17 protein-coding genes are annotated in these 20,831 nt (G+C 36.5%); 8 read left to right on the plus strand and 9 right to left on the minus strand.

From position 1 onward, the window contains the following. The first annotated feature begins 119 nt into the window (after positions 1 to 119). Both FHR29_RS21830 and FHR29_RS21835 read left to right on the plus strand, forming a co-directional pair. Positions 120 to 1,622 carry an aldehyde dehydrogenase family protein gene (locus FHR29_RS21830; RefSeq protein ID WP_132768998.1) on the plus strand — a complete coding sequence of 501 codons (1,503 nt, stop codon included), beginning with the start codon at positions 120 to 122 and terminating at the stop codon, positions 1,620 to 1,622. 84 nt (positions 1,623 to 1,706) lie between these two features. Continuing rightward, positions 1,707 to 2,084, plus strand: a complete 378-nt coding sequence (locus tag FHR29_RS21835; protein ID WP_021190548.1) for a DUF779 domain-containing protein — start codon at positions 1,707 to 1,709, stop codon at positions 2,082 to 2,084. A 42-nt stretch (positions 2,085 to 2,126) separates the two neighbouring features. On the opposite strand, the gene FHR29_RS21840 is transcribed toward FHR29_RS21835, so the two are convergent. The 5 genes from FHR29_RS21840 to FHR29_RS21860 all read right to left on the minus strand — a co-directional run bounded on the left by FHR29_RS21840 (position 2,127) and on the right by FHR29_RS21860 (position 8,488). Further along, positions 2,127 to 2,531 (minus strand): acyl-CoA thioesterase, encoded by a 405-nt coding sequence (locus FHR29_RS21840; RefSeq protein WP_132769000.1) that lies wholly within the window; start codon positions 2,529 to 2,531, stop codon positions 2,127 to 2,129. Positions 2,532 to 2,537: 6 nt separating this feature from the next. Further along, positions 2,538 to 4,361, minus strand: coding sequence for a MutS-related protein (locus FHR29_RS21845; protein WP_021190550.1), 1,824 nt, complete (start codon positions 4,359 to 4,361; stop codon positions 2,538 to 2,540). Between the two features lie 370 nt (positions 4,362 to 4,731). Then, the gene (locus tag FHR29_RS21850) at positions 4,732 to 5,388 is read right to left on the minus strand and encodes a protein-L-isoaspartate(D-aspartate) O-methyltransferase (protein ID WP_021190551.1); all 657 of its coding nucleotides are present in this window, start codon (positions 5,386 to 5,388) and stop codon (positions 4,732 to 4,734) included. A 129-nt stretch (positions 5,389 to 5,517) separates the two neighbouring features. Next, entirely contained in the window at positions 5,518 to 8,019 is a 2,502-nt protein-coding gene (priA, locus tag FHR29_RS21855; protein WP_231577372.1) for a primosomal protein N', read from the minus strand. Between the two features lie 79 nt (positions 8,020 to 8,098). After that, positions 8,099 to 8,488: a DUF423 domain-containing protein gene (locus FHR29_RS21860; protein WP_021190553.1), complete on the minus strand. Its 390-nt coding sequence runs from the start codon at positions 8,486 to 8,488 to the stop codon at positions 8,099 to 8,101. A 157-nt stretch (positions 8,489 to 8,645) separates the two neighbouring features. Between FHR29_RS21860 and FHR29_RS21865 the strand changes: the two genes are divergently transcribed. The 6 genes from FHR29_RS21865 to FHR29_RS21890 all read left to right on the plus strand — a co-directional run bounded on the left by FHR29_RS21865 (position 8,646) and on the right by FHR29_RS21890 (position 17,265). Next, on the plus strand, positions 8,646 to 11,285 hold the full coding sequence (locus tag FHR29_RS21865; protein ID WP_183917212.1) for a PQQ-binding-like beta-propeller repeat protein: 2,640 nt from the start codon (positions 8,646 to 8,648) through the stop codon (positions 11,283 to 11,285). 117 nt (positions 11,286 to 11,402) lie between these two features. Beyond that, the gene (locus FHR29_RS21870; RefSeq protein ID WP_183917214.1) at positions 11,403 to 12,413 is read left to right on the plus strand and encodes a bifunctional oligoribonuclease/PAP phosphatase NrnA; all 1,011 of its coding nucleotides are present in this window, start codon (positions 11,403 to 11,405) and stop codon (positions 12,411 to 12,413) included. Positions 12,414 to 12,431: 18 nt separating this feature from the next. Further along, positions 12,432 to 13,415: an FKBP-type peptidyl-prolyl cis-trans isomerase gene (locus FHR29_RS21875; RefSeq protein ID WP_132769008.1), complete on the plus strand. Its 984-nt coding sequence runs from the start codon at positions 12,432 to 12,434 to the stop codon at positions 13,413 to 13,415. 429 nt (positions 13,416 to 13,844) lie between these two features. After that, positions 13,845 to 14,831, plus strand: coding sequence for an FKBP-type peptidyl-prolyl cis-trans isomerase (locus FHR29_RS21880; protein ID WP_183917216.1), 987 nt, complete (start codon positions 13,845 to 13,847; stop codon positions 14,829 to 14,831). A 638-nt stretch (positions 14,832 to 15,469) separates the two neighbouring features. Then, on the plus strand, positions 15,470 to 16,237 hold the full coding sequence (locus tag FHR29_RS21885) for a TatD family hydrolase (RefSeq protein WP_183917218.1): 768 nt from the start codon (positions 15,470 to 15,472) through the stop codon (positions 16,235 to 16,237). 8 nt (positions 16,238 to 16,245) lie between these two features. Continuing rightward, the gene (locus tag FHR29_RS21890; protein ID WP_021188735.1) at positions 16,246 to 17,265 is read left to right on the plus strand and encodes an asparaginase; all 1,020 of its coding nucleotides are present in this window, start codon (positions 16,246 to 16,248) and stop codon (positions 17,263 to 17,265) included. 192 nt (positions 17,266 to 17,457) lie between these two features. Here FHR29_RS21890 and FHR29_RS21895 read toward each other — a convergent pair whose 3' ends face one another. The 4 genes from FHR29_RS21895 to FHR29_RS21910 are packed head-to-tail and all read right to left on the minus strand — an operon-like array spanning position 17,458 to position 20,808. Beyond that, positions 17,458 to 18,756 carry a folylpolyglutamate synthase/dihydrofolate synthase family protein gene (locus FHR29_RS21895; RefSeq protein ID WP_183917221.1) on the minus strand — a complete coding sequence of 433 codons (1,299 nt, stop codon included), beginning with the start codon at positions 18,754 to 18,756 and terminating at the stop codon, positions 17,458 to 17,460. Positions 18,757 to 18,768: 12 nt separating this feature from the next. Next, positions 18,769 to 19,596 carry an energy transducer TonB gene (locus tag FHR29_RS21900; protein ID WP_132769014.1) on the minus strand — a complete coding sequence of 276 codons (828 nt, stop codon included), beginning with the start codon at positions 19,594 to 19,596 and terminating at the stop codon, positions 18,769 to 18,771. 59 nt (positions 19,597 to 19,655) lie between these two features. Further along, positions 19,656 to 20,063 (minus strand): biopolymer transporter ExbD, encoded by a 408-nt coding sequence (locus FHR29_RS21905; RefSeq protein ID WP_132769016.1) that lies wholly within the window; start codon positions 20,061 to 20,063, stop codon positions 19,656 to 19,658. A gap of 43 nt (positions 20,064 to 20,106) precedes the next feature. Then, the gene (locus FHR29_RS21910) at positions 20,107 to 20,808 is read right to left on the minus strand and encodes a MotA/TolQ/ExbB proton channel family protein (protein ID WP_132769018.1); all 702 of its coding nucleotides are present in this window, start codon (positions 20,806 to 20,808) and stop codon (positions 20,107 to 20,109) included. Positions 20,809 to 20,831: the final 23 nt, after the last annotated feature.

Genomic DNA, 20,831 nt, shown 5'->3' on the forward strand with positions numbered 1-20,831 from the left:
TTTGCTGACAGTGTTGCACCTATAGTGCTATCGTTTGAAACTATAATGCTATACGAGAACAATCGTTTTCGTTAAATTTGGTATTCAACAATTTGTATAACATTATAAAAATAAATATTATGGCAGCAATTCAAAGACCATCGTTTAAAGAACGTTATGGAAATTACATTGGTGGAGAATTTGTTCCACCTACATTAGGTAAATATTTTGACAATATTTCTCCCTTAGATGGAAAAGTATTTACACAAGTCGCACATTCTACAAAAGAAGATTTAGAACTAGCTGTTGATACTGCCGCGAAAGCATTTGAAACTTGGGGAAAGACTTCAGCAACCGAAAGAAGCATCATTTTAAATAAAATAGCAGACCGCATCGAACAGAATTTAGAATATATTGCCACAGTGGAAACTGTTGACAACGGAAAAGCTGTTCGCGAAACATTAAATGCCGATATTCCTTTAGCCATTGATCACTTCCGTTATTTTGCAAGTGTTATCCGTGCTGAAGAAGGTTCACTAAGTGAATTGGATCAAAATACGGTGTCTCTTATTGTGCATGAACCTATTGGTGTGATCGCGCAGATTATCCCTTGGAACTTCCCTATTCTGATGGCTGTATGGAAATTAGCTCCTGCATTAGCTGCAGGTAACTGTGTGGTTCTAAAACCTGCGGAAAGTACCCCCACATCAATTCTTGTTTTAATGGAAATAATCGGTGATTTACTTCCTGCTGGTGTTGTTAACATCGTGAATGGTTTTGGTGGTGAATTAGGTCGCGCATTAGTAACAAACCCTAAAGTTTCTAAAGCTGCATTTACAGGTTCTACCGCAACAGGTCGTATGGTAATGCAGTATGCAACTGAAAATATCATTCCTGTAACATTGGAATTGGGCGGTAAATCTCCAAATGTTTTCTTCAGTTCTGTCATGGACCACGACGATGCATTTTTAGACAAAGCAATTGAGGGAGCTGTTCTGTTTGCATTAAATCAAGGTGAAATTTGCACTTGTCCATCGCGTTTATTGATTCAGGAGGATATTTACGAACGCTTTATTGCTAAAGTAATAGACCGTGTGAATCAAATTAAAGTTGGTGATCCTTTGGACCCTGAGACTATGATGGGTGCACAGGCTTCAAAAATCCAAAAGGATAAAATCATGTCCTATATTAAATTGGGTAAAGAAGAGGGGGCAGAAGTATTAACTGGTGGCGATGAGAACCATTTGGGTGATGGCTTAGAAGATGGTTATTATATCAAACCAACTTTATTTAAGGGTCATAACAAAATGCGTATTTTCCAAGAGGAAATATTCGGCCCGGTATTAGCAGTAACTACATTTAAAGATGAAAAAGAGGCTTTAGAAATTGCTAATGATACCATTTATGGACTGGGAGCTGGTGTATGGACACGAGATGCTCATCAATTATACCAGATCCCGCGCGCTATCCAGGCTGGACGTGTATGGGTCAACCAATATCACTCTTATCCTGCAGGCGCTCCTTTTGGTGGTTATAAGCAATCGGGTATCGGACGTGAGAATCATAAAATGATGCTCGACCATTACCGTCAAACAAAAAATATGCTGATTTCTTATAGCAAAGAGAAACTTGGATTTTTCTAATCAGCAAAACACAATATTAAAAAATGGGGTTATCGATATAATCCCATTTTTTAATTTCTTATGATACTGATATAAAAGCAATATATGATGACAGAGCGTTTAGCAGTTACTGAAAAAGCCAAAGAACTGATTCGTGAATTAGTAGCTCAACACGGAGATCTGATGTTCTATCAGGCTGGAGGGTGTTGCGAAGGCACACAGCCGCAATGTTTTGAAAAAGGTGGATACTATCCCAGAATGAATGATGCTATGATCGGGCTTGCTGAAGGTTATGAATTTTGGATCGATCGGGATTTATTTGAATATTGGAAATTTTCACATTTCACACTTGATGTACTTGATGGGTTTGGCCCGGGGGGATTTTCTTTAGAGTCTTCTTTGGGGAAAACTTTCAAAGTACACTATAGGCTATTTACTGAGGAAGAGTTAAACGACCTATCTCCTATAAAACGTATGGAATAACACGACCTGTTATTCCATACGCAATTTAGGATATCCGATATACTAATCTTCGATTTCCAGTCCCTGTAAAACTGGTATCGGCTTTTTATTGTCATCTAAGGCAACAAATGAGAAAACACCCTTCACCGCTAATTCTCTTCCATCTTTATACATATCTTCTAAGAAGATCTCCACTTTTACCTTTAAGCTAGTTCTTCCTACATGTATTACTTCCGCAATAGCTTCAATCATACTACCTGCAGGGATTGCTTTTTCAAAATCAATCTTATCTGAGGAAACAGTTACGAGTGCTTTTCTACAAAACCGTGTTGCACACATAAAAGTTACCTCGTCCATGATCGCCATGGCTTTACCACCAAATAATGTTGCGTGGTGATTTGTTGTAAACGGAAAAACAGTTATAAAATGATGTGTTCTCGACTGTTCAATTCTTTCTTGTAATGTCATTTTTGTTTAATTTCTTCCTTGTTCTACGTCGACTCCAATACCTTTTAACAACATTGAAGCATTAAATATTTTACACTCTCCTATTTTCAGTTTATAATCGAATAGCATTTCTCCTTGGATCACCTGTATATCAAAGTGGTAATTCTTTACAACCTGTGGATATTCATCGGCTAACGTTGATAATTGCAGATCATGCGTTGCAACCATTCCCTTTCCTTTTTCTGTAATCAATTTTTTGATAATAGCTCTAGATCCTAAGTATTTATCAACAGAATTAGTTCCTCTTAACATCTCATCGATTAAAAAGAAACTATCGTTGCGTTCCGCTACAGTTTCTAAAATAAATTTCATACGGTCCAATTCTGCTTTAAAAGTTGACGTACTTTCATTCAGATTATCCTTAATGCGCATATAAGATATCAAATGAAACATCGGAATTTTGAAAGATCTTGCTGGCACTACTGCTCCCGCATAAGCCAAAACAGCATTTATACCGACAGTACGCAGAAATGTACTCTTTCCAGCCATATTGGATCCTGTCACCAAAGCGATTTCATGGTCAGCATTGGTATAGGTATTGGCAATAGATTTATCAGAAGCAATCAAGGGATGCGCCAAATCGACAGCTTCTATGGGTGTCTCCAGATGGTCAAGAATAATTGGGGTAGTCCATTCAGCATGATTACGCTTCCAAGTACCTAAACTCACCAAAGCCTCTACTTCTGCTAAAGTATCAAAAGCTTCCAAAATATTAGCTTGATACTTAGCTTTCCAGTCTACAATGGCCAATACCTGCTTAAAATCCCATAAAAATATCAGATTTAAAACTGTCCCGACCATCATGTTGTTTCGGGCATCCAGATTACTGATCAGCTTACCCAATTTCTTGAACGCATGGGAAACCGAATCTGATGACCCCTCTATTTTTAATTTTTCCTGTAATTCCTGGTTACGGTTCGCTGTCCAAGCCCTATTTTCGACCAGTTCCATACTTGCGGCATATGAATCCAGCAGATTTCCTACTTTATCGATCCGACTGGAAAAAAAAGAAATTTTGCCACCATTGAACATTGACCAAAGGATATGGATCAATCCTATGATGACTGGGAGGTATGCCACAGATGGAACAAAAACGGCTAAAACGACCGATCCTATAAATATAAAAGGGGCAAGCTTAACATAGATCCGCATAATTGCGCTTCCGAATGTAAAATCTCCGGACTCAAAATAGGTTGCTAAAAAAGACTTTACATCTAGCTTCTGATTCAGATTTGATAAAAGCTTTGCTTGAAAATCCTGACTCCAACGCATATCACTAGCTATTTCAGCTGCAGCTTCCTGACGTTTCACAATCTCGCCACGCTTTGCATCATTAAGTAACCAACTACCTAATACCGCTATACTCAGTTTTGTAGTTGAGCGGTTTAATAACTCAAATAGCGAATGATTTCCTACAATGTCCAGATCGGAGCTGTAAGGATGCTTACCATCTTCCAGATGCATACCGTTATCGTAGATATTGACTCCTGTATTTGCTAGCGTTAGCTCATTGACATTGACCGCTAATAACGCTTTCTGGTAATCACTTATTTTTTCTAATTTACTTTGTCTATTAACCAAAAAAGCAAAAAGAAATATCAGTGCAAAAAATAAAATCAATACAAGAACAAGATTTTCAAGCTGAAATGAATAGAATAGCGCTGCCCCACCAAAAATAATAACACCGAGGCGATAAAAACTATTCTTATTGATCACTCTGTCGAGCTTTTTTACTTCCTGTTCAATCTGTTCCTTATTGCTAAGATATAAATCCATTATTTTATCTTTCATTGAAGTATAATTTGTTGTTTAACGGTAATGAAGCGAGCATAAGCATACTCCTCCCCAAAAGCAATACATATGCTCATGCTCGCTTCCATCTGAATATAATTATTTATGAGTATCCATTTTCAACGGCATTATAGGCACGTTACACTCATTTTGTTTACTTTTTATTAATTATTTAAGGCATTCACATCTTCTTTACCAGCAGTTTGATGTATCATTAGTTATTAGATGCACGCAGTAAAACTGCCTCATTAATTTGATGCATTGAGATCACAGTGCTATTCTTTATCATCAGCCCTATATTCATCATTTCTCTGAACATTTAATAGTAAGAAGGGATCATAATCCAAATCGCTAAAAAAAAGCCTGGTTATTACCAAGCTTGATCCCCAACCAAAGGGACAAATCTAAATGTATCTAATTCAATTCTATCAAAATCATTCTCACCAACCCGAATGATTGTGACCATTTTTTGTTCTTTCTCATCACCTACCGGTATTACAAATATACCCCCTATTTTTAACTGCTTCAGCATAATCTCGGGTACAAATGGAGCACCCGCAGTTACGATAATCTTATCATATGGTGCATGCTGTTCAATTCCTTTGGAACCGTCCCCACAGAAAAAATGGGGTTTATATCCCATATATGGCAATACCTGTATGGTTCTATTATATAAATTTTCTTGTCGTTCTATGGTATAAACCTGAGCGCCTAGCTCCAGCAGTATACAAGTTTGATATCCCGAACCTGTTCCTATTTCTAAAACCTTATCTCCTTTTTTAACATGCAGCAGTTCCGATTGATAAGCAACAGTATACGGTTGAGATATCGTTTGTCCATCGCCGATTGGAAATGCGATATCTTTATATGCTTGATTCCAAAAGGTTTCATCAAAGAAAAAATGACGTGGTACTTTAGCAATGGCATTCAGCACATTCTGGTCACTAATACCTCTTGTCTTCAGCAGCTGCACCAATTGCTTACGAGCACCTTTTTCTCTATAATTATCTACAAATTTATACGCCATTATGACTCAAAAATACTATTGTTATTTAACAATTACCACTACAAGAACTTTTTCATAACTAATCAATTAGCCTGCAAGCTATTTCATTTGAAAAGAATAATTTTTGGCTAATTTCATCTACCGATTCCTCTAATAAGGATCTACATCGATCACAATGCGTGAACCCGTGTTTGCTTTATCTGCAATAAAATCATTCTTCACCATCTTAATCAGATCTTTTACTTTAACAATACTGATGTTATTGCGTTCAATTTTCAATGTGATCGTCTGAATAAAATAATTACGTACTCTTCCTACTAAAGGGGTTTCTGGTCCAAGAACCCGTGAACCTAATTGCTGGCGCAGACCTGACGCAAATTTTTTAGCTCCGTCATAACATTTCTGGATATCCATATGCTTAATATCAATTCTGATCACACGGTAGAACGGCGGATATGCGAAATTTTTACGTTCAATGATCTCCGTATCAAACATGGCTTGATAATCATGCGCAACAACCTGTTCTAACACACGGTGTTTTGGTGTGTAAGTCTGAATGATAACCTGTCCTCCTGCCTCTCTTCTTCCTGCACGTCCTGCGACCTGCAAGAAAAGTGAAAAAGCTCTTTCATAGGCTCTAAAATCAGGAAAATTAATCATGGTATCTGCATTGATGATACCGATTAAGCTGACCTTTCCAAAATCCAGTCCTTTTGCAACCATTTGTGTACCGATCAGAATATCAAATTCATGTTCATCAAAAGCACCTATAATTTTATCAAAACCATTTTTCCCTTTTGTAGAATCTAGATCCAAACGTCCTATTCGGACATTAGGCATCAGTAATTCCAGTTCTTCCTCTACACGCTCGGTTCCAAAACCTTTACTTTCGATATGTGGCATACCACATGCGGGGCAGATTTTAATTGGAGGTTCCACGTGGCCACAGTAATGGCAATGCATCATGTTTGAACTCTTATGATAAGTCATACTGACATCACAGTTCACACATTTAGCTACAAAACCACAGGTGTTACATTGAATTATGGTGGTATGTCCACGTCGATTCTGAAATAGAATCACTTGTTCCTTACGTTCCAATGCTCCTTCTATAGCTTTTAATAAAGTACCCGAGAAGTATGAAAACATATTTTCCTTTCTTCCTTCTTGCGGTATATCGACAATATGGATTTCTGGCAATTGTGCTTGACCAAAACGTTCTAAAAGCTGTACAAAACCATATTTCTTGGATTTTGCATTATAGAAACTTTCAATAGATGGTGTTGCAGAACCTAGTAAGACTTTAGTCTGATGAATATACCCCAAATATATCGCTGTATCACGAGCATGATAGCGCGGTGCGGGATCATATTGTTTGTAAGAACTCTCATGCTCTTCATCGACAATAATAATTCCCAGATCTTGAAAAGGTAAAAACACGGAAGAACGGGCGCCTACGATAACCTTAAATTCGTTTTTCATTACCTTATGCCATACCTCAGCACGTTCGTTATCATTAAATTTCGAATGATATACACCAAGTTTATCGCCAAAATGCAATTTGAGACGTGCGGTAATCTGTGATGTTAAAGCTATTTCAGGCAGTAAATATAGGGCTGAATGACCTCTTGCCAATGCTTCCTCAATCAATCTGATATAGAGTTGTGTTTTCCCCGATGCTGTCACACCATGCAATAAGGTGACATCTTTAGTTTCAAAGCACTGATGAATTTCGTCAAAAACACGTTTTTGATTATCATTAAATTCAAAATTAGCCTCCAATTCGAGATCTTCTCCTTGAAAACGGCTGACGACTTTCTCTTTAACCTGAAATACGCCTTTATCAACTAATGCTGTAATGGCGCCCGAACCACATCCCGATGCTTCCATTATCATCTGTCGGGTAACATCCACTCCTTTTTTCAACAATTGCATGAAACCCAATACGGCATCCTGTTGTTTTGGAGCTCGATTTAAGGCATCTAATAAGTTCCGTTTACCATCTTCATCCCGAAATTCCGGAGCAAAAGAGAAAAAAACTTTAGTCTTTGGTTTATATCGTTCAGTAATCTCTTCAGAAATCAATATTATTCCCTTATCAAACATCGCTTTCAATATGGGGAAAACAGACTTTTGACTCAATAGCTTAACGATATCATTTACTTTTAATTCACCGGCCACCTCAAGTGCTTCAATGATCAGATACTCTTTATCTGTCAAAGTCGAACGGTCGAAATCTTCTGGAATAGCCGAGGCGATCTTAGTTTCACTTGCCAATTTCAAAGCAGAGGGTAAAGCAGCTTGCATAACCTCTCCCAATGAACACATATAATAATCAGATATCCAGTCCCACAACTGTAGTTGTGCACCATCTACGATAGGTTTTTCATCAATGATGTCTAAAATATACTTTGCTTCATAATGCTTTGGCGCCTCTTTCGTTATTTGTTTTACAATAGCAGAATAGATTTTATTCTTTCCAAATTGCACCATAACACGAACACCGACCTGGATCTTATCATTCCATTCAACTGGAATTCGGTAAGTATAGGTATTCGCTAATGCTAAAGGCAAAATAACATCAACAAAAACAGTTGCTCGGTCTGTAAAAAATAAGTTTTGAGGCTCTGGCATATTCATTTCAAGTATCATGTAAAATTACTAAAAAATAAGCCCTCGAAAAAACGTTAATTTCTCCGAGGGCTCATCTTACGGTAATAAAACCGTTAAATTATGACTTATTCTTTAATGCAGCAACGAAAAGTGCTGCCCAACCTACTATAAAGGCAACCCCACCCAGCGGTGTTATTGGGCCAAGAATAGCTGGGTTTCCAAAACCTGTAATTTCGCGCACACTTAACAGATATAAAGAACCTGAAAAGAAAAGTAATCCAATTATAAAGGCTATAAATGAGACACGGATAGATGCAGTTTTTGCCCGCGAAAAAGTGGACAGAAACAACAAAGCCAAAGTATGGTAAAAATGGTACTGATTGGCAGTTTTCCAAGTTTCGATATGTTGTTCACTAATCTTACCTTCTAAACCATGCGCACCAAAAGCGCCTAAAATAACAGCTAGTGCACCAAAAAATGCAGCCACTAGGATGATTCTCTTATTCATTAATCGAAAATTACGTCTATATTTTATTAATGCTGGATAAATGTATCAAATCTTCCTCAGAAAAGGAGAATATTTGTTAAATTTATTGTTACAAAGGAGTACTTACATTTGTGACAACTCAGGTTCCAGATATTTTTTAGTACGTTTGTTATTAGATATGAGAAATACGATTATTGTTACTGTCCTACTTTTTATAGCCGTAGTTGCGGCTTCCATCTACTACTTCTCCGACAGCAGCAGCAAGCAAGAAACTGCGACAAAAACACTCCAGTATTTACCTGCTGATACCTACTTTATTGCAGCTTTCAGAAATAACGAAACAACGGATACAATTTTCCAGAATTTCGAACTGTTTGAAGCAATTCAGGGAAAACAAGATTTTGACAATCTCAAAACAATTAAGCAGGATTTCTTAAGTGCGGCATCGATTAAAGGCAAAGTGCAAGATGTGGAAGTCATTCTTTCCTATCACCCTACAAAATCGGGTATTACATCATTATATACGGTCGGTCTGAATGAAAAAATAAACGATAAGACCTTAGAAGCTTTATTTCAAGGTGTAGATAAGAAATACAAGAAAAATCAAACTGACACGCTAGGTCACCGCATTTACAGTTTTGATAGGGGTATTAAAGATTCTGTGCTGTTCTGTACACTTCATGAAAATATTCTTTTTGCTGGCTATAATCCTTCAATTATCCATCAGGTCATTGATAAATCGGTTAAAAAATTAGATCATAAGCAAATTGAATTCTTCATCAGTCAAAACAGTAAGAATACTCCGTTAAGTCTTTATTTTAGTAATAATCAAATTGCAGCTCTAGCAAAAAAAATCATGCGCAGTAAGTTTGGCATGTATCTTAATCAAATTGATTCATTACAAGGATCTACAGCCTGGAATCTAAACTTCAAAGATGATGCATTAATTTTTAAAGGAGAAACGCAGCTTAACCTGAATCAGCATAACTATCTGCAACTTTTTGCTCATCAATCACCACAAGTGCAAACTTTAGCTAATTTTTTACCAAAAAACACCTCTTCCTACATTAACTATAGCCTTTCTGATATCAATAGCTTTCATCGCTCACTTAGCGATTTATTTACCTATCGAAAGGAAGCTGATAAAATTAAGAGCCATCAAAAGCTCATTGAGAATGAAGGAAAAGTAATCTTTCAAACTGATATTTTACCTTTATGGAATGATGAATTTGCAATTGCGGAATTGGATAATGAGAATATTCTAGGTCTTGTTAGTTTAGCTGATAGCAGTAAATTTATAGAAACTTCAAAAAAAATAAGCAGCAATCAAGGAGATGATATCTACCAATTTGATTATTCCAACATTCTTTATTCAAGTTTCGGAGATCCCTTCAAAAGTTTTCAGCGTCCATACTTTACAAGAATCGGAAAAGTACTTGTTGTGGCAAATCAGACCGGTGTTCTACGAAAGTACCGTCAGGCTTATTTCGATAACCAGATGATGTCTGGAACAGCCATCTTCAAGAATCATAGTGCCATTCAGAGCAACAGAGCGAATGTTACGTTTTATATCGAACCTGAAACAGCGAAGAATACAATCATTAATAACTTAAAGTCGGAGTATGCTAAAAACTTCAGAGATAAGGAACTTTTTGGTTATCAAAATTTTTACTCGACTTCTTTGCAAGTAAGTGGAAATGCTGGTGGATTTATTTCAGGTTTTTATGCCTTATACAAATCTAAAAATCGTTTTGGAGGGACTGCGGCATGGACATTTCAAATGAACTCAAAATTAATCAATAATCCTTGGGTATTTAATCAGACTGAAAATAGCAAATTTATTTTAGTACAAGAGCAGGATCATACGGTCTATGCACTCAGCCCTTCTGGTAAAGAATTATGGAAAACACTCTTTCAGGGAGAAATTTTAGGGCAACCGATTCAATTGCAGGACCGTAGTATACTGTTGAATACCAGAAGTCGTCTGTATCGTTTTTCTCCTGATGGAAAGTTAATACCTGGTTTTTCTGTGGGTTTACCGAGCAATGCCTCTGCAGGTCTTACACTGACAAATTTCAACAATGAAAAAAGAATCTATATTCCGTGCTCAAACCAGATAGCTGTATACGATCTGACGGGAAAAAAGATCGAAGATTGGAAAAATCCAAGCTTGGACAGCAAAATTTTATTTGATTTGAAAGCAGCTACAATTGCTAATCAAAATTTTATCATTGCAGGAACCAGCCAAGGGTCAGTTTACTTTTTTAATGAAGCTGGTACTCTTATCCGTAAAGAAGAGCTTAATGTCAATGGGCAAACGTTAAAGAACCCAATTGGGTTGATAACAACTTCGGATATGAAGAATTCCTTTGTTATTGTACCGAAAGATAAAGGAGAAGTGATTAAAGTTCCTTTCGAGGGGGATCCGATCAAATTAAAAATTGGCGATTGGGGCACAAATTTTACGTTCAACTTTGAAGATGTAAGTGGCAGTGCGGATAAAGATTACGTTGTTCTTAGTGACAATAATCTATCTGTGTATAACCAGAAAGATAGCACTAAATATTTTGCATACAAATTTGTGGACGATGTCAGCAACAGACCTTTATTCTTTAAAGTGACAAACAATAACGATCTTGTTGCTGTAGGTACAGATAACCGTATGATTTATATCTTCAATGAAGATGGTCTTGTAAGAAATGGCTTTCCTGTAGAAGGTATGTCAAAATTCTATTTTGGTCCTATCGATTTCGGGAATAATTCATCGTATTTAATTAGCTCTAAACGAGATCACAAAATTTATGTTTATAAATTTTAACAAATTGTATTTCAAAAATTTAAAAACAAAAATCAAAAATCAAAAACGTCTCAAATGTTTATAAAAAAATGCTATAAATATTTTTTTTTATAGTAGGTTTGCAGACTTAATACGAATATGCTGACATCAGAACAACTAAAAACACTTTTATCAGAACCTAAAAGAATTGTAATCACTACGCACTTCAAGCCGGATGGCGATGCGCTGGGTTCTTCATTAGGTCTATTTTATTGGCTAAAAGCCCATAAACATGATGTAAGCCTTATCGTTCCATCCGATTTCCCATCCTTTTTAGACTGGTTACCGGGTTTAGAACATGTGCGCATTTACACCAAAGAAGTACAAGAAAATCAAAAATTAATTGCCGATGCTGAAATCATTTTCTGCCTTGATTTTAATGGACTGTCCCGTATCCATGATATGGCAGTTCCTGTTGAAAACGCGACAGGTATAAAATGTATGATTGACCACCATCTTGAACCTCAAGGTTTTCATGATTATGAATATTGGGATCCTAAAGCTGCGGCAACTGCACAGCTAATTTTCAGATTTATAACAACAGAAATGCAAGATGCTGGCAGTATCTCTGCAGATATGGCAACCTGCCTGTATACAGGCATTATGACCGACACAGGTTCATTCCGTTTCCGTTCTACGACTTCAGAAATACACCGTATAATCGCGAGCTTGATCGATTGTGGCGCAGAGAACTGGGCTATTCACGAGCTGATCTATAACAGTTCTTCGGAAGGAAGGTTAAAATTCTTAGGATACTGCTTACTCAATCGTTTAGAAGTATTCCCAGAGTACAACACGGCCATGATTTACGTTACACAAGAAGATTTAAAAAGCTTCGAAGTGATTACTGGAGATACCGAAGGACTTGTGAATTATGCATTGTCAATTAAAGGAATTCGATTAGCTGCATTAATTATTGACAGAAAAGAACAAATTAAATTATCTTTGCGCTCGATTGGTGATGTTCCATGCAATGAAATATGCAAAACATATTTTAATGGCGGTGGTCATCTCAATGCATCTGGAGGAAATTCACATGATGATCTACAAACGGTTATCAACACATTTAAATCCGCTTTACCGAATTATAAAGAAATATTAACAAAATAAGATAGCAATAAAACTGAAATGAAGAAATCAATTCTATTATTCGCGGCATCAGGACTATTATTAACTGCTTGCCAAAATTTTAAAAAGGCTGAAGGTGGCCTAGAATACAAAATCGCTAAAGATGCTGGTGCTGAAAAAGCTGTATCTGGTGATTTATTGTCGGTAGACATGGTTGTTAAAACAGATAGAGATTCATTATTAAATAGTACTTTTGATGCTGGAATTCCACAAATCGTACAATTATATCCAGATAGTATCATCAAACAAAACCCAGGAGATCCAACAGGTTTATTTAAACTTGTAGGTGAAGGTGATAGTTTGGTATTTAAAATCGATTTAGATTCTGTAGCTGCCAAAACACAACAACCAAAACCAGCATTTGCTGATAAATATATTATCTACACGATTAAAGTTCAAAAACACTTCAAAAAAGGTAAGTTAACTGATCAACAATTAGGTGAGCAAGTTACGAAGTATTTTGAAGCAGAGACTGCAAAATTAAAAGGCGCTGAAGCTGGAAAAGTTGAAGCTTTCTTGAAAAACAACAAATTAGCACCTAAGAAAACTGCTTCTGGTTTACAATATGTTGTTACTAAGGCTGGATCAGGTAAAAATGCGGCTGTTGGCGACACTGTAGTTGTTAACTACATCGGTAGATTGACAAACGATAAAGTATTTGATACTAACCAAGCTGATCTAGCTAAAAAACATAACAAATTTAATCCACAAAGACCTTACGAGCCTTTACGTTTACATTTAGGTGTTGATGGCGTTATTACAGGTTGGACTGAAGCTTTCCAATTATTGAACAAAGGTTCAAAAGCTACTTTGGTTATTCCTTCGGTTTTAGCTTATGGCGAACGTCCTGCTGGAGAAATTCCTCCATATTCACCTTTAATTTTCGATGTGGAAGTTCTTGACATTATCCCTGGAAAAGCACCTGCTGCAGCTCCAACGACAATTCCTGCAACAACGACACCGGCTACGCCTGTAAAGAAATAAGTACAGAAATTATCAAAATGAAAAGCACTTATCGGATCACCGATAAGTGCTTTTTTTTGGGGCGGACCTAAATTTAAAATTTATATTATATTTTCACAAGAATCACCTTTCCTTTATATCCAAATTAGGGTTAATAAAAATTCAAATCGCATGATTTTCTTTAAAAATTTTTAATGTTTTCTTTTGCCTTCCATGATAATTTAAAATCCATGTTTAAGCAGTATCATAGCTATTTTTCATATCCATGTTTCCATTTTTTTACGTAAAAATTACTGCCAGAACTGAACAAATTAAATTATCTTTGATCTGAGATGTTTCCTTCCATAGAAGAGGAAGACTATTTAAAAGGAACAGAATCTCAATACGACTAAAGTCGTATGACCAAATTATAAGAATTAATAAAAAAAATAAGAAAGCAATTAAACTTAAATGAAAAAATCAATTTTACTATTCGCGGCATCAGGGCTTTTATTAACTGCTTGCCAAAACTTTAAAAAGGCTGAGGGTGGCCTAGAATACAAAATCGTGAAGGATGCTGGTGCAGAAAAGGCAGTTGCAGGTGATTTATTGTCGGTAGATATTATTCAAAAATCTGATAGAGATTCTGTCATGTCGAGTACTTACGATGCAGGAGTTCCACAAATCCTACAATTATATCCGGATAGTATCATCAAACAAAACCCAGGAGATCCAACTGGTTTATTCAAATTTGTAGGTGAAGGTGATAGTTTGGTATTTAAGATTAATTTAGATTCTATAACGGCTAAAACAAAGCAGCCAAAACCTGATTTTGCTGACAAATACATCATCTATACGATTAAAGTTCAAAAACACTTCAAAAAAGGTAAACTTACCGATCAGCAATTAAGCGAGCAGGTTACGAAATATTTTGAAGAACAGAACGCTAAGTTAAAAGGGGCTGAAGCTGGGAAAGTTGAAGCGTTCTTAAAGAATAATAAATTAGCAACTCAGAAAACAGCTTCCGGTTTACAATATGTAATTACAAAACCAGGATCAGGTAAAAATGCCGCTGTTGGTGATACAGTAGTTGTTAATTACGTTGGGAAATTAACAAACGATAAAGTATTTGATACCAATCAAGCTGATCTTGCTAAAAAATATAAAAAATTCAATGCACAAAGACCTTATGAACCTCTTCGTCTACATTTAGGTGTAGATGGTGTTATAACAGGCTGGACGGAAGCTTTCCAGTTATTAAACAAAGGCTCAAAAGCAACATTGGTTATCCCTTCTAATTTAGCTTATGGCGAACGTCAGGCTGGAGAGATTCCTCCATATTCGCCGTTAATTTTTGACGTAGAAGTTATTGACATTATTCCTGGAAAAGCTCCTGCAGCTGCTCCAACAACAATTCCTGCAACAAAATTGACACCTGCTACACCAGCAAAAAAATAAGGACATAAATATTCAAGAAAAAAGGGCTTATTGGTAATTCAATAAGCCCTTTTTCATTGGTCTTCTATTTCCAAATGTTGATAAACCATTCAATGCGATAAGGATCAATAATTAGCTTGGGCATTACGCAAAATTGGCTTGGTTAAGTCCATAATTATCAGAATTTTATTATCTGTAAAACTTTTAGCAATTTGCTTGAAATGGTGACCTGACAAAGTGTACTTAAACAAATAAAGAGGAAATAAGAATAAGTAAGCGTTTGATTTTTATATCAAATAAATGGATGGATGAGTGACTGCATCTTTTCTAATTGACGGATAGATGAGTGCTATAAATCCCATAGTAAAAGGAAGGAATATGCATTATTTAGGTGATTTAGCTACAATCTTCTTAAATACAGGAATTTTATCCTGTTCTAAATAATAAAACAGTTAAAATTTTGATCAAATATTTCTCATTTTTAACAAAAAATCAAAAAAAAAGCTGTGCAGTTTTATATTCGTAATAAAACAGCTATATGAGTTTCTAATTTTCAAAGCATTGGCGCTATATCCATCACCGTGATAATGACTAAGTTTCATCAAATTAGGTCGTTTCATCCTAAACATTTATTTTTACCGTCGCTATAACTATAATCCATGTTACTAACAGATACCCATACCCATATATACTACCACACCGAAAACGATTCATTAGCAGAACAAATGCAACGTTGCTTTGATAAAGATATTCATCGCCTTTTTCTTCCAAATGTCAATAGTGCATCGATAGCTGCAGTCATGAAAACTGTTGATGCATACCCAAACAACTGTTTTCCGATGCTCGGTTTACACCCCTGTGATGTAAAAGAAAACTATCAAGAAGAACTAACAAAAATCTATGCGGCACTGCAGCAACACAAAGTGTATGCTATCGGAGAAATTGGCCTAGACCTGTATTGGGACAAATCTACTTTGGAGATTCAAAAAGATGCTTTTCGTCAGCAGGTACAATGGGCTAAAGATCTTAATTTACCAATAGATATTCATTGTCGTGAGGCTTTTGACGAATTATTTGAATTATTAGAAGAACTAAAAGATGAAAAACTTTTTGGGGTACTACATTGCTTTACAGGAAACATTGAACAAGCGCAACATGCTATCGATCTGGGTTTCGCACTGGGTATTGGCGGAGTTGTCACTTTTAAAAAAGCGGGGCTTGACGAAGTGGTTAAACAGATAGACTTACAACATATTGTACTGGAAACTGATGCGCCTTATCTTGCTCCGATGCCGTTTCGAGGCAAACAAAATGAAAGTAGTTATCTGTACTATATAGCACAAAAAATAGCTGACATTAAAGAATTACCAATAGAACAGGTAGCTACAATAACAACTGAAAACTCAAAAAGAATATTTGGAATCTAACTCACATCATGCATAACATATTTATCATATACACAGGTGGCACCATAGGAATGGTCAAAGACGAAACAGGAACTTTCGTTCCCTTTGACTTTGAATTAATCAAGCGCAATCTTCCAGATCTAAGTCGATTAAATTATAAATTAACCGTACATTCCTTTAATCCCATTATTGATTCTTCCAATATGAAGCCTGAAATATGGATTGAAATGGCACAGATCATTAAGGATAATTACGATGAATATGATGGTTTTGTCATCTTACATGGATCGGATACCATGTCATTTTCGGCTTCGGTTTTAAGCTTTATGCTGGAAGGGTTACAAAAACCCGTCATTTTATCAGGTTCTCAATTACCGATCGGAGAAATTCGCACCGATGCAAGAGAAAATATGATGACTGCCTTAGAAATTGCGTCTACAAAGCATTTTGGGGTCTCCATGATTCAAGAAGTATGTATTCTATTTGACAATAAATTATTTAGAGGTAACCGATCTTTCAAATATAATTCGGCAAAATTTGAAGCTTTCCGTTCCCCCAATTATCCGGTTCTTGTAGAGGCAGGTATTCATCTCCAATACAATCAAGATGCTTTATTAAACAACAGTGGTAAAGAGTTTATTTTGCATACCAAACTTGACGATCGCGTGGGTGTTCTGAAATTGTTTCCAGGTATAAGTCCTAGCACAATCAGAGCAGTATTAAATTCGGATGTCCGTTCTATTGTTATGGAAACATTTGGCTCCGGAAATACCACTACCGATCAATGGTTTTTAGATTTGCTGAAAGAAGCCATTGATAACGGTAAGAATATTTTAAATATATCACAATGTAAGGTTGGTTCTGTTGAACTGGGGCGTTATGAGACGAGCACTGGACTAAAAGCGATTGGAGTACTCAATGGTTACGATATGACTTTTGAAGCTGCTGTAACAAAGCTCATGTACCTACAGGGTGAATGCGAAGATCAAAAAGATGTTGCCTATTGGATCGAAAAGGATATCAGAGGTGAATTGACTATCAACGATTAATTTCTTCATAAACTGAATTGAATTTGGATAAATTTTACATAGAATAAAATTCCCAGCACTTGAAGAAAATTCGAAAATTGGGTAATTACTTAACTACAATCTTGTGGCATAAAAAAGAGCGAGCAGATCTAAAGATCTGCTCGCTCTTTTTTTTTGCTTTACTTTACAATAGCTGTCTTATCAGGCAGCACATTAGTTTATAGCGGCAAGCACTTCTGATACCACAAAGTTACTTCCTCCTATAAAAATTAAATCTCCGTCCTGATACTGTTTTTTTGCTGCTTCAAAAGCTTTTACGACAGGGCCATATGCATTTCCTTTTAGTCCCAATAGATGTGCTTCAGCTGCAAGTTCTTCTGAAGGCATCGCTCTAGGCATATCAGGGTTACTAAAATAATAGATCGCATCTGTAGGTAACAATGGGAGCATATGTCCTAAATCTTTATCCTTCATAGCTCCTATTACAAAATGCAATTGCCGATAGTTTGTATTGGCTAAATTTTTCAGAACTTCCCTAATTCCATCCTCATTATGTCCAGTATCGCAAATGATAAAAGGTTTTTTGGAAAGTGTCTGCCATCGACCTTGAAGGCCAGTAAAAGACTGTACTTTTCGCAAACCATTTTTTACATCGTCCTGTGACAGATCATAACCTCGTGTCCGCATATGATCAACAATCCGCAAGACACCTAATATATTTTTTGATTGATACGTTCCTTTTAGATCTAATTCGTATTGCTCGATATGACCTTCCTTATCCTTGACTTCAATCTGTAAATGATCTTCATTAATGGCTTTAATTTCTGATTGCAATTTGTCGGATGCAAACTCAAGCGCTGCATTTTCAAGCTTAGCTTTTTCTAGAAATACAGGCGCAGTATCTTTATGATATTCCGATACGACAACAGGAGTATCTTTTTTTATAATACCTGCTTTTTCAGATGCTATAGCTGGAAGCGTATCACCCAACATATTCATATGGTCAAAACCGATGTTAGTGATTAAGGATGCCAGTGGCATGATGACATTTGTAGAATCAAGACGACCACCTAAACCAACTTCAATGATGGCAATATCAACGTGCTGTTTTGCAAAGTAATCAAATGCCATAGCCACCGTAACCTCAAAAAATGAGGGTTGAATCTCTTCAATCAGTGCATGCAGATTATTCACAAAATCAATAACAAATTGCTCATCGACCATCTGTCCATTGATACGAATACGTTCCCTAAAATCTAATAAATGTGGTGAAGTATACAGGGCTGTTTTATATCCTGCCTCTGCAAAGATAGAAGCCAACATGTGAGAGGATGAACCTTTCCCATTCGTACCGGCAATATGAATAGATTTGAATTTATCTTGTGGATTTCCTAACGCATGAAGTAATGCTAAGGTATTATCTAAATCCTTTTTATAGGCGGATGCCCCGTCACGGGTAAACATAGGTAATCGAGCATATAAATACTCGATTACCTCATTATAATTATGCATTGACAATAAATTTTATCTTAGTTTAAAATTGAATACAATTCTGCCTGTCTGAGAGTCAGGCGCATTTGGCAATTGATTCAATCGAGCTCCACGAACAGCTCTTTCACATTTTTCCAATAAGCTTGGATCCGTGATGGTTGTACCTTTCACTCCGGCACGTGCATAAATGATCACTCCCGATTGGTTTACGCGGAACTCAACAGCTACTTTACCAGCCTGCTGTCCATTATCATCAATCTGAGGTCTCTGCGTAAAACTTCTGTTTTCAATTGAAAGCATCATATTACCGTTTCCAGAACCACCTTCACCATAATTACTGGCTAAAGGATCACCTAATTTACTACCTTGATTGCCAGGTACCGTTCCTGTACCATCACCAGAACCTGTGCCGTTATTCTTTTTGCCTTTATAAAGGGCATTCGAATTTACTGCAGGTTTACTGTCCTTCACTTCTTTTGTTGTTTCAGGCGCAACTGTTTTTACGGGCTTTGAAGCCTTCGTAACAACGGGAGCATCTTCAACATCTTGTGTCACGACTGCTTTGTCAGCGACCTGCTGTGAAGGTGTAGGTGTCGGTATTTCTTCTGGAACGACGCGATCTGGTTTTACATTATTAGCATTGGGATCTACAGAAGGTTCTTCAACACTCATGTAATCATCGCCCATGCCTTCTTCTGCTGTACCATAATTCACAACCATACCGCCCATACCGTATTCATCGGGCATTTTAGTTCCAAAAATGACAAAGAAACTTATCAATACCAAAATCCCCATTATAGCAGTAGAAATCCCTAATGCTTTGGGGAAGTTATTTTCCTCATGTTGAAGATGGTAAGCCATGTATTTATCTCCTATTCTTTAAAATTAGAACTTAAACCTTAAAAAAGGTTTAAAACTCTTTAATCTTTCTTTGGTTCTGTCGCCAAAACAACTTTTATTTTCAAGCGGTTGGCAATATCCATTACTGAAATTACATTCTGAATAGGGACTGAATTATCAACATACATCATGATCGTCAATTCTTCTCCTGTTCTCATTTGCGATTGGATTGCTGCTTCTAATGCATCATAAGGTACAACTGCCTTTTCAACATGGTAAGCTAAATCCGAGGTAATCGAAACCGTCAATGTTTTTTTGGATACAGACTGCTCTCCAGCACTGGATTTTGGAAGTAATAACTTCACAACCTGCGGATTGGAAACAGCAGATGCCAACAAAAAGAATAACATCAGAAAGAACATGATGTCGTTCAATGCTGAAGTATGTACTTCAGCTGCTGGTTTATTTTTTCTACTTCTTAGATTCATTATTCTAAATTTTAATTGATTAATTAGCTATACGACCCTGCGATTATGCGCCAGGTTCATCTAATAAATCAATAAATTCAACTGCATCTGTCTCCATACGTAAGATCAAACGCTCAACCATCATATTTAGGATATGGTAACCAATATATGCTAAGATACCAACTGTTAAGCCAGATGCCGAAGCTACCATCTTCACATAAAGACCTCCGGATACTGAACCAATATCAATACCACCAGCCATCTCTACTTCATGGAAAATTGTAATTACTCCAAAAATTGTTCCTACGAAACCAAGCATCGGCGCAATACCTGCAATAATACCTAGAATATTAATATTCTTTTCCAATTTAGCAACCTCAAGTTTACCTACATTCTCAATAGCACCTTCAATATCTTTGATTGGACGTCCTACACGTAGTAATCCCTTTTGCAACATACGTCCCAATGCTGAGTGACTTGAACGGCAAACTGCTAAAGCAGCGTCCAATTTACCAGAAAGCACACTTGCTTTTACTTGTGACATTAGTGAAACATCATACTTTGCAGCTTTACGAATAGTCAGAAAACGCTCAAAAAAGATGATCAAACCAATAAACAACAATAATAAAATGGGAACCATAATCCATCCCCCCTTCATCATCATTTGAATTAAGCTCAAATTTTCGTCTCTTACTACAGGTACTGCTTGCTGTGCAGCTTGATTAACGGTGTCCAAAAGATTGCTGTCGCTTTGAATCAATGACATAATAATTTATAATTTTAAAATTG

The organism is Sphingobacterium sp. JUb56 (assembly GCF_014191365.1).
Lineage (GTDB): Bacteria > Bacteroidota > Bacteroidia > Sphingobacteriales > Sphingobacteriaceae > Sphingobacterium > Sphingobacterium anhuiense.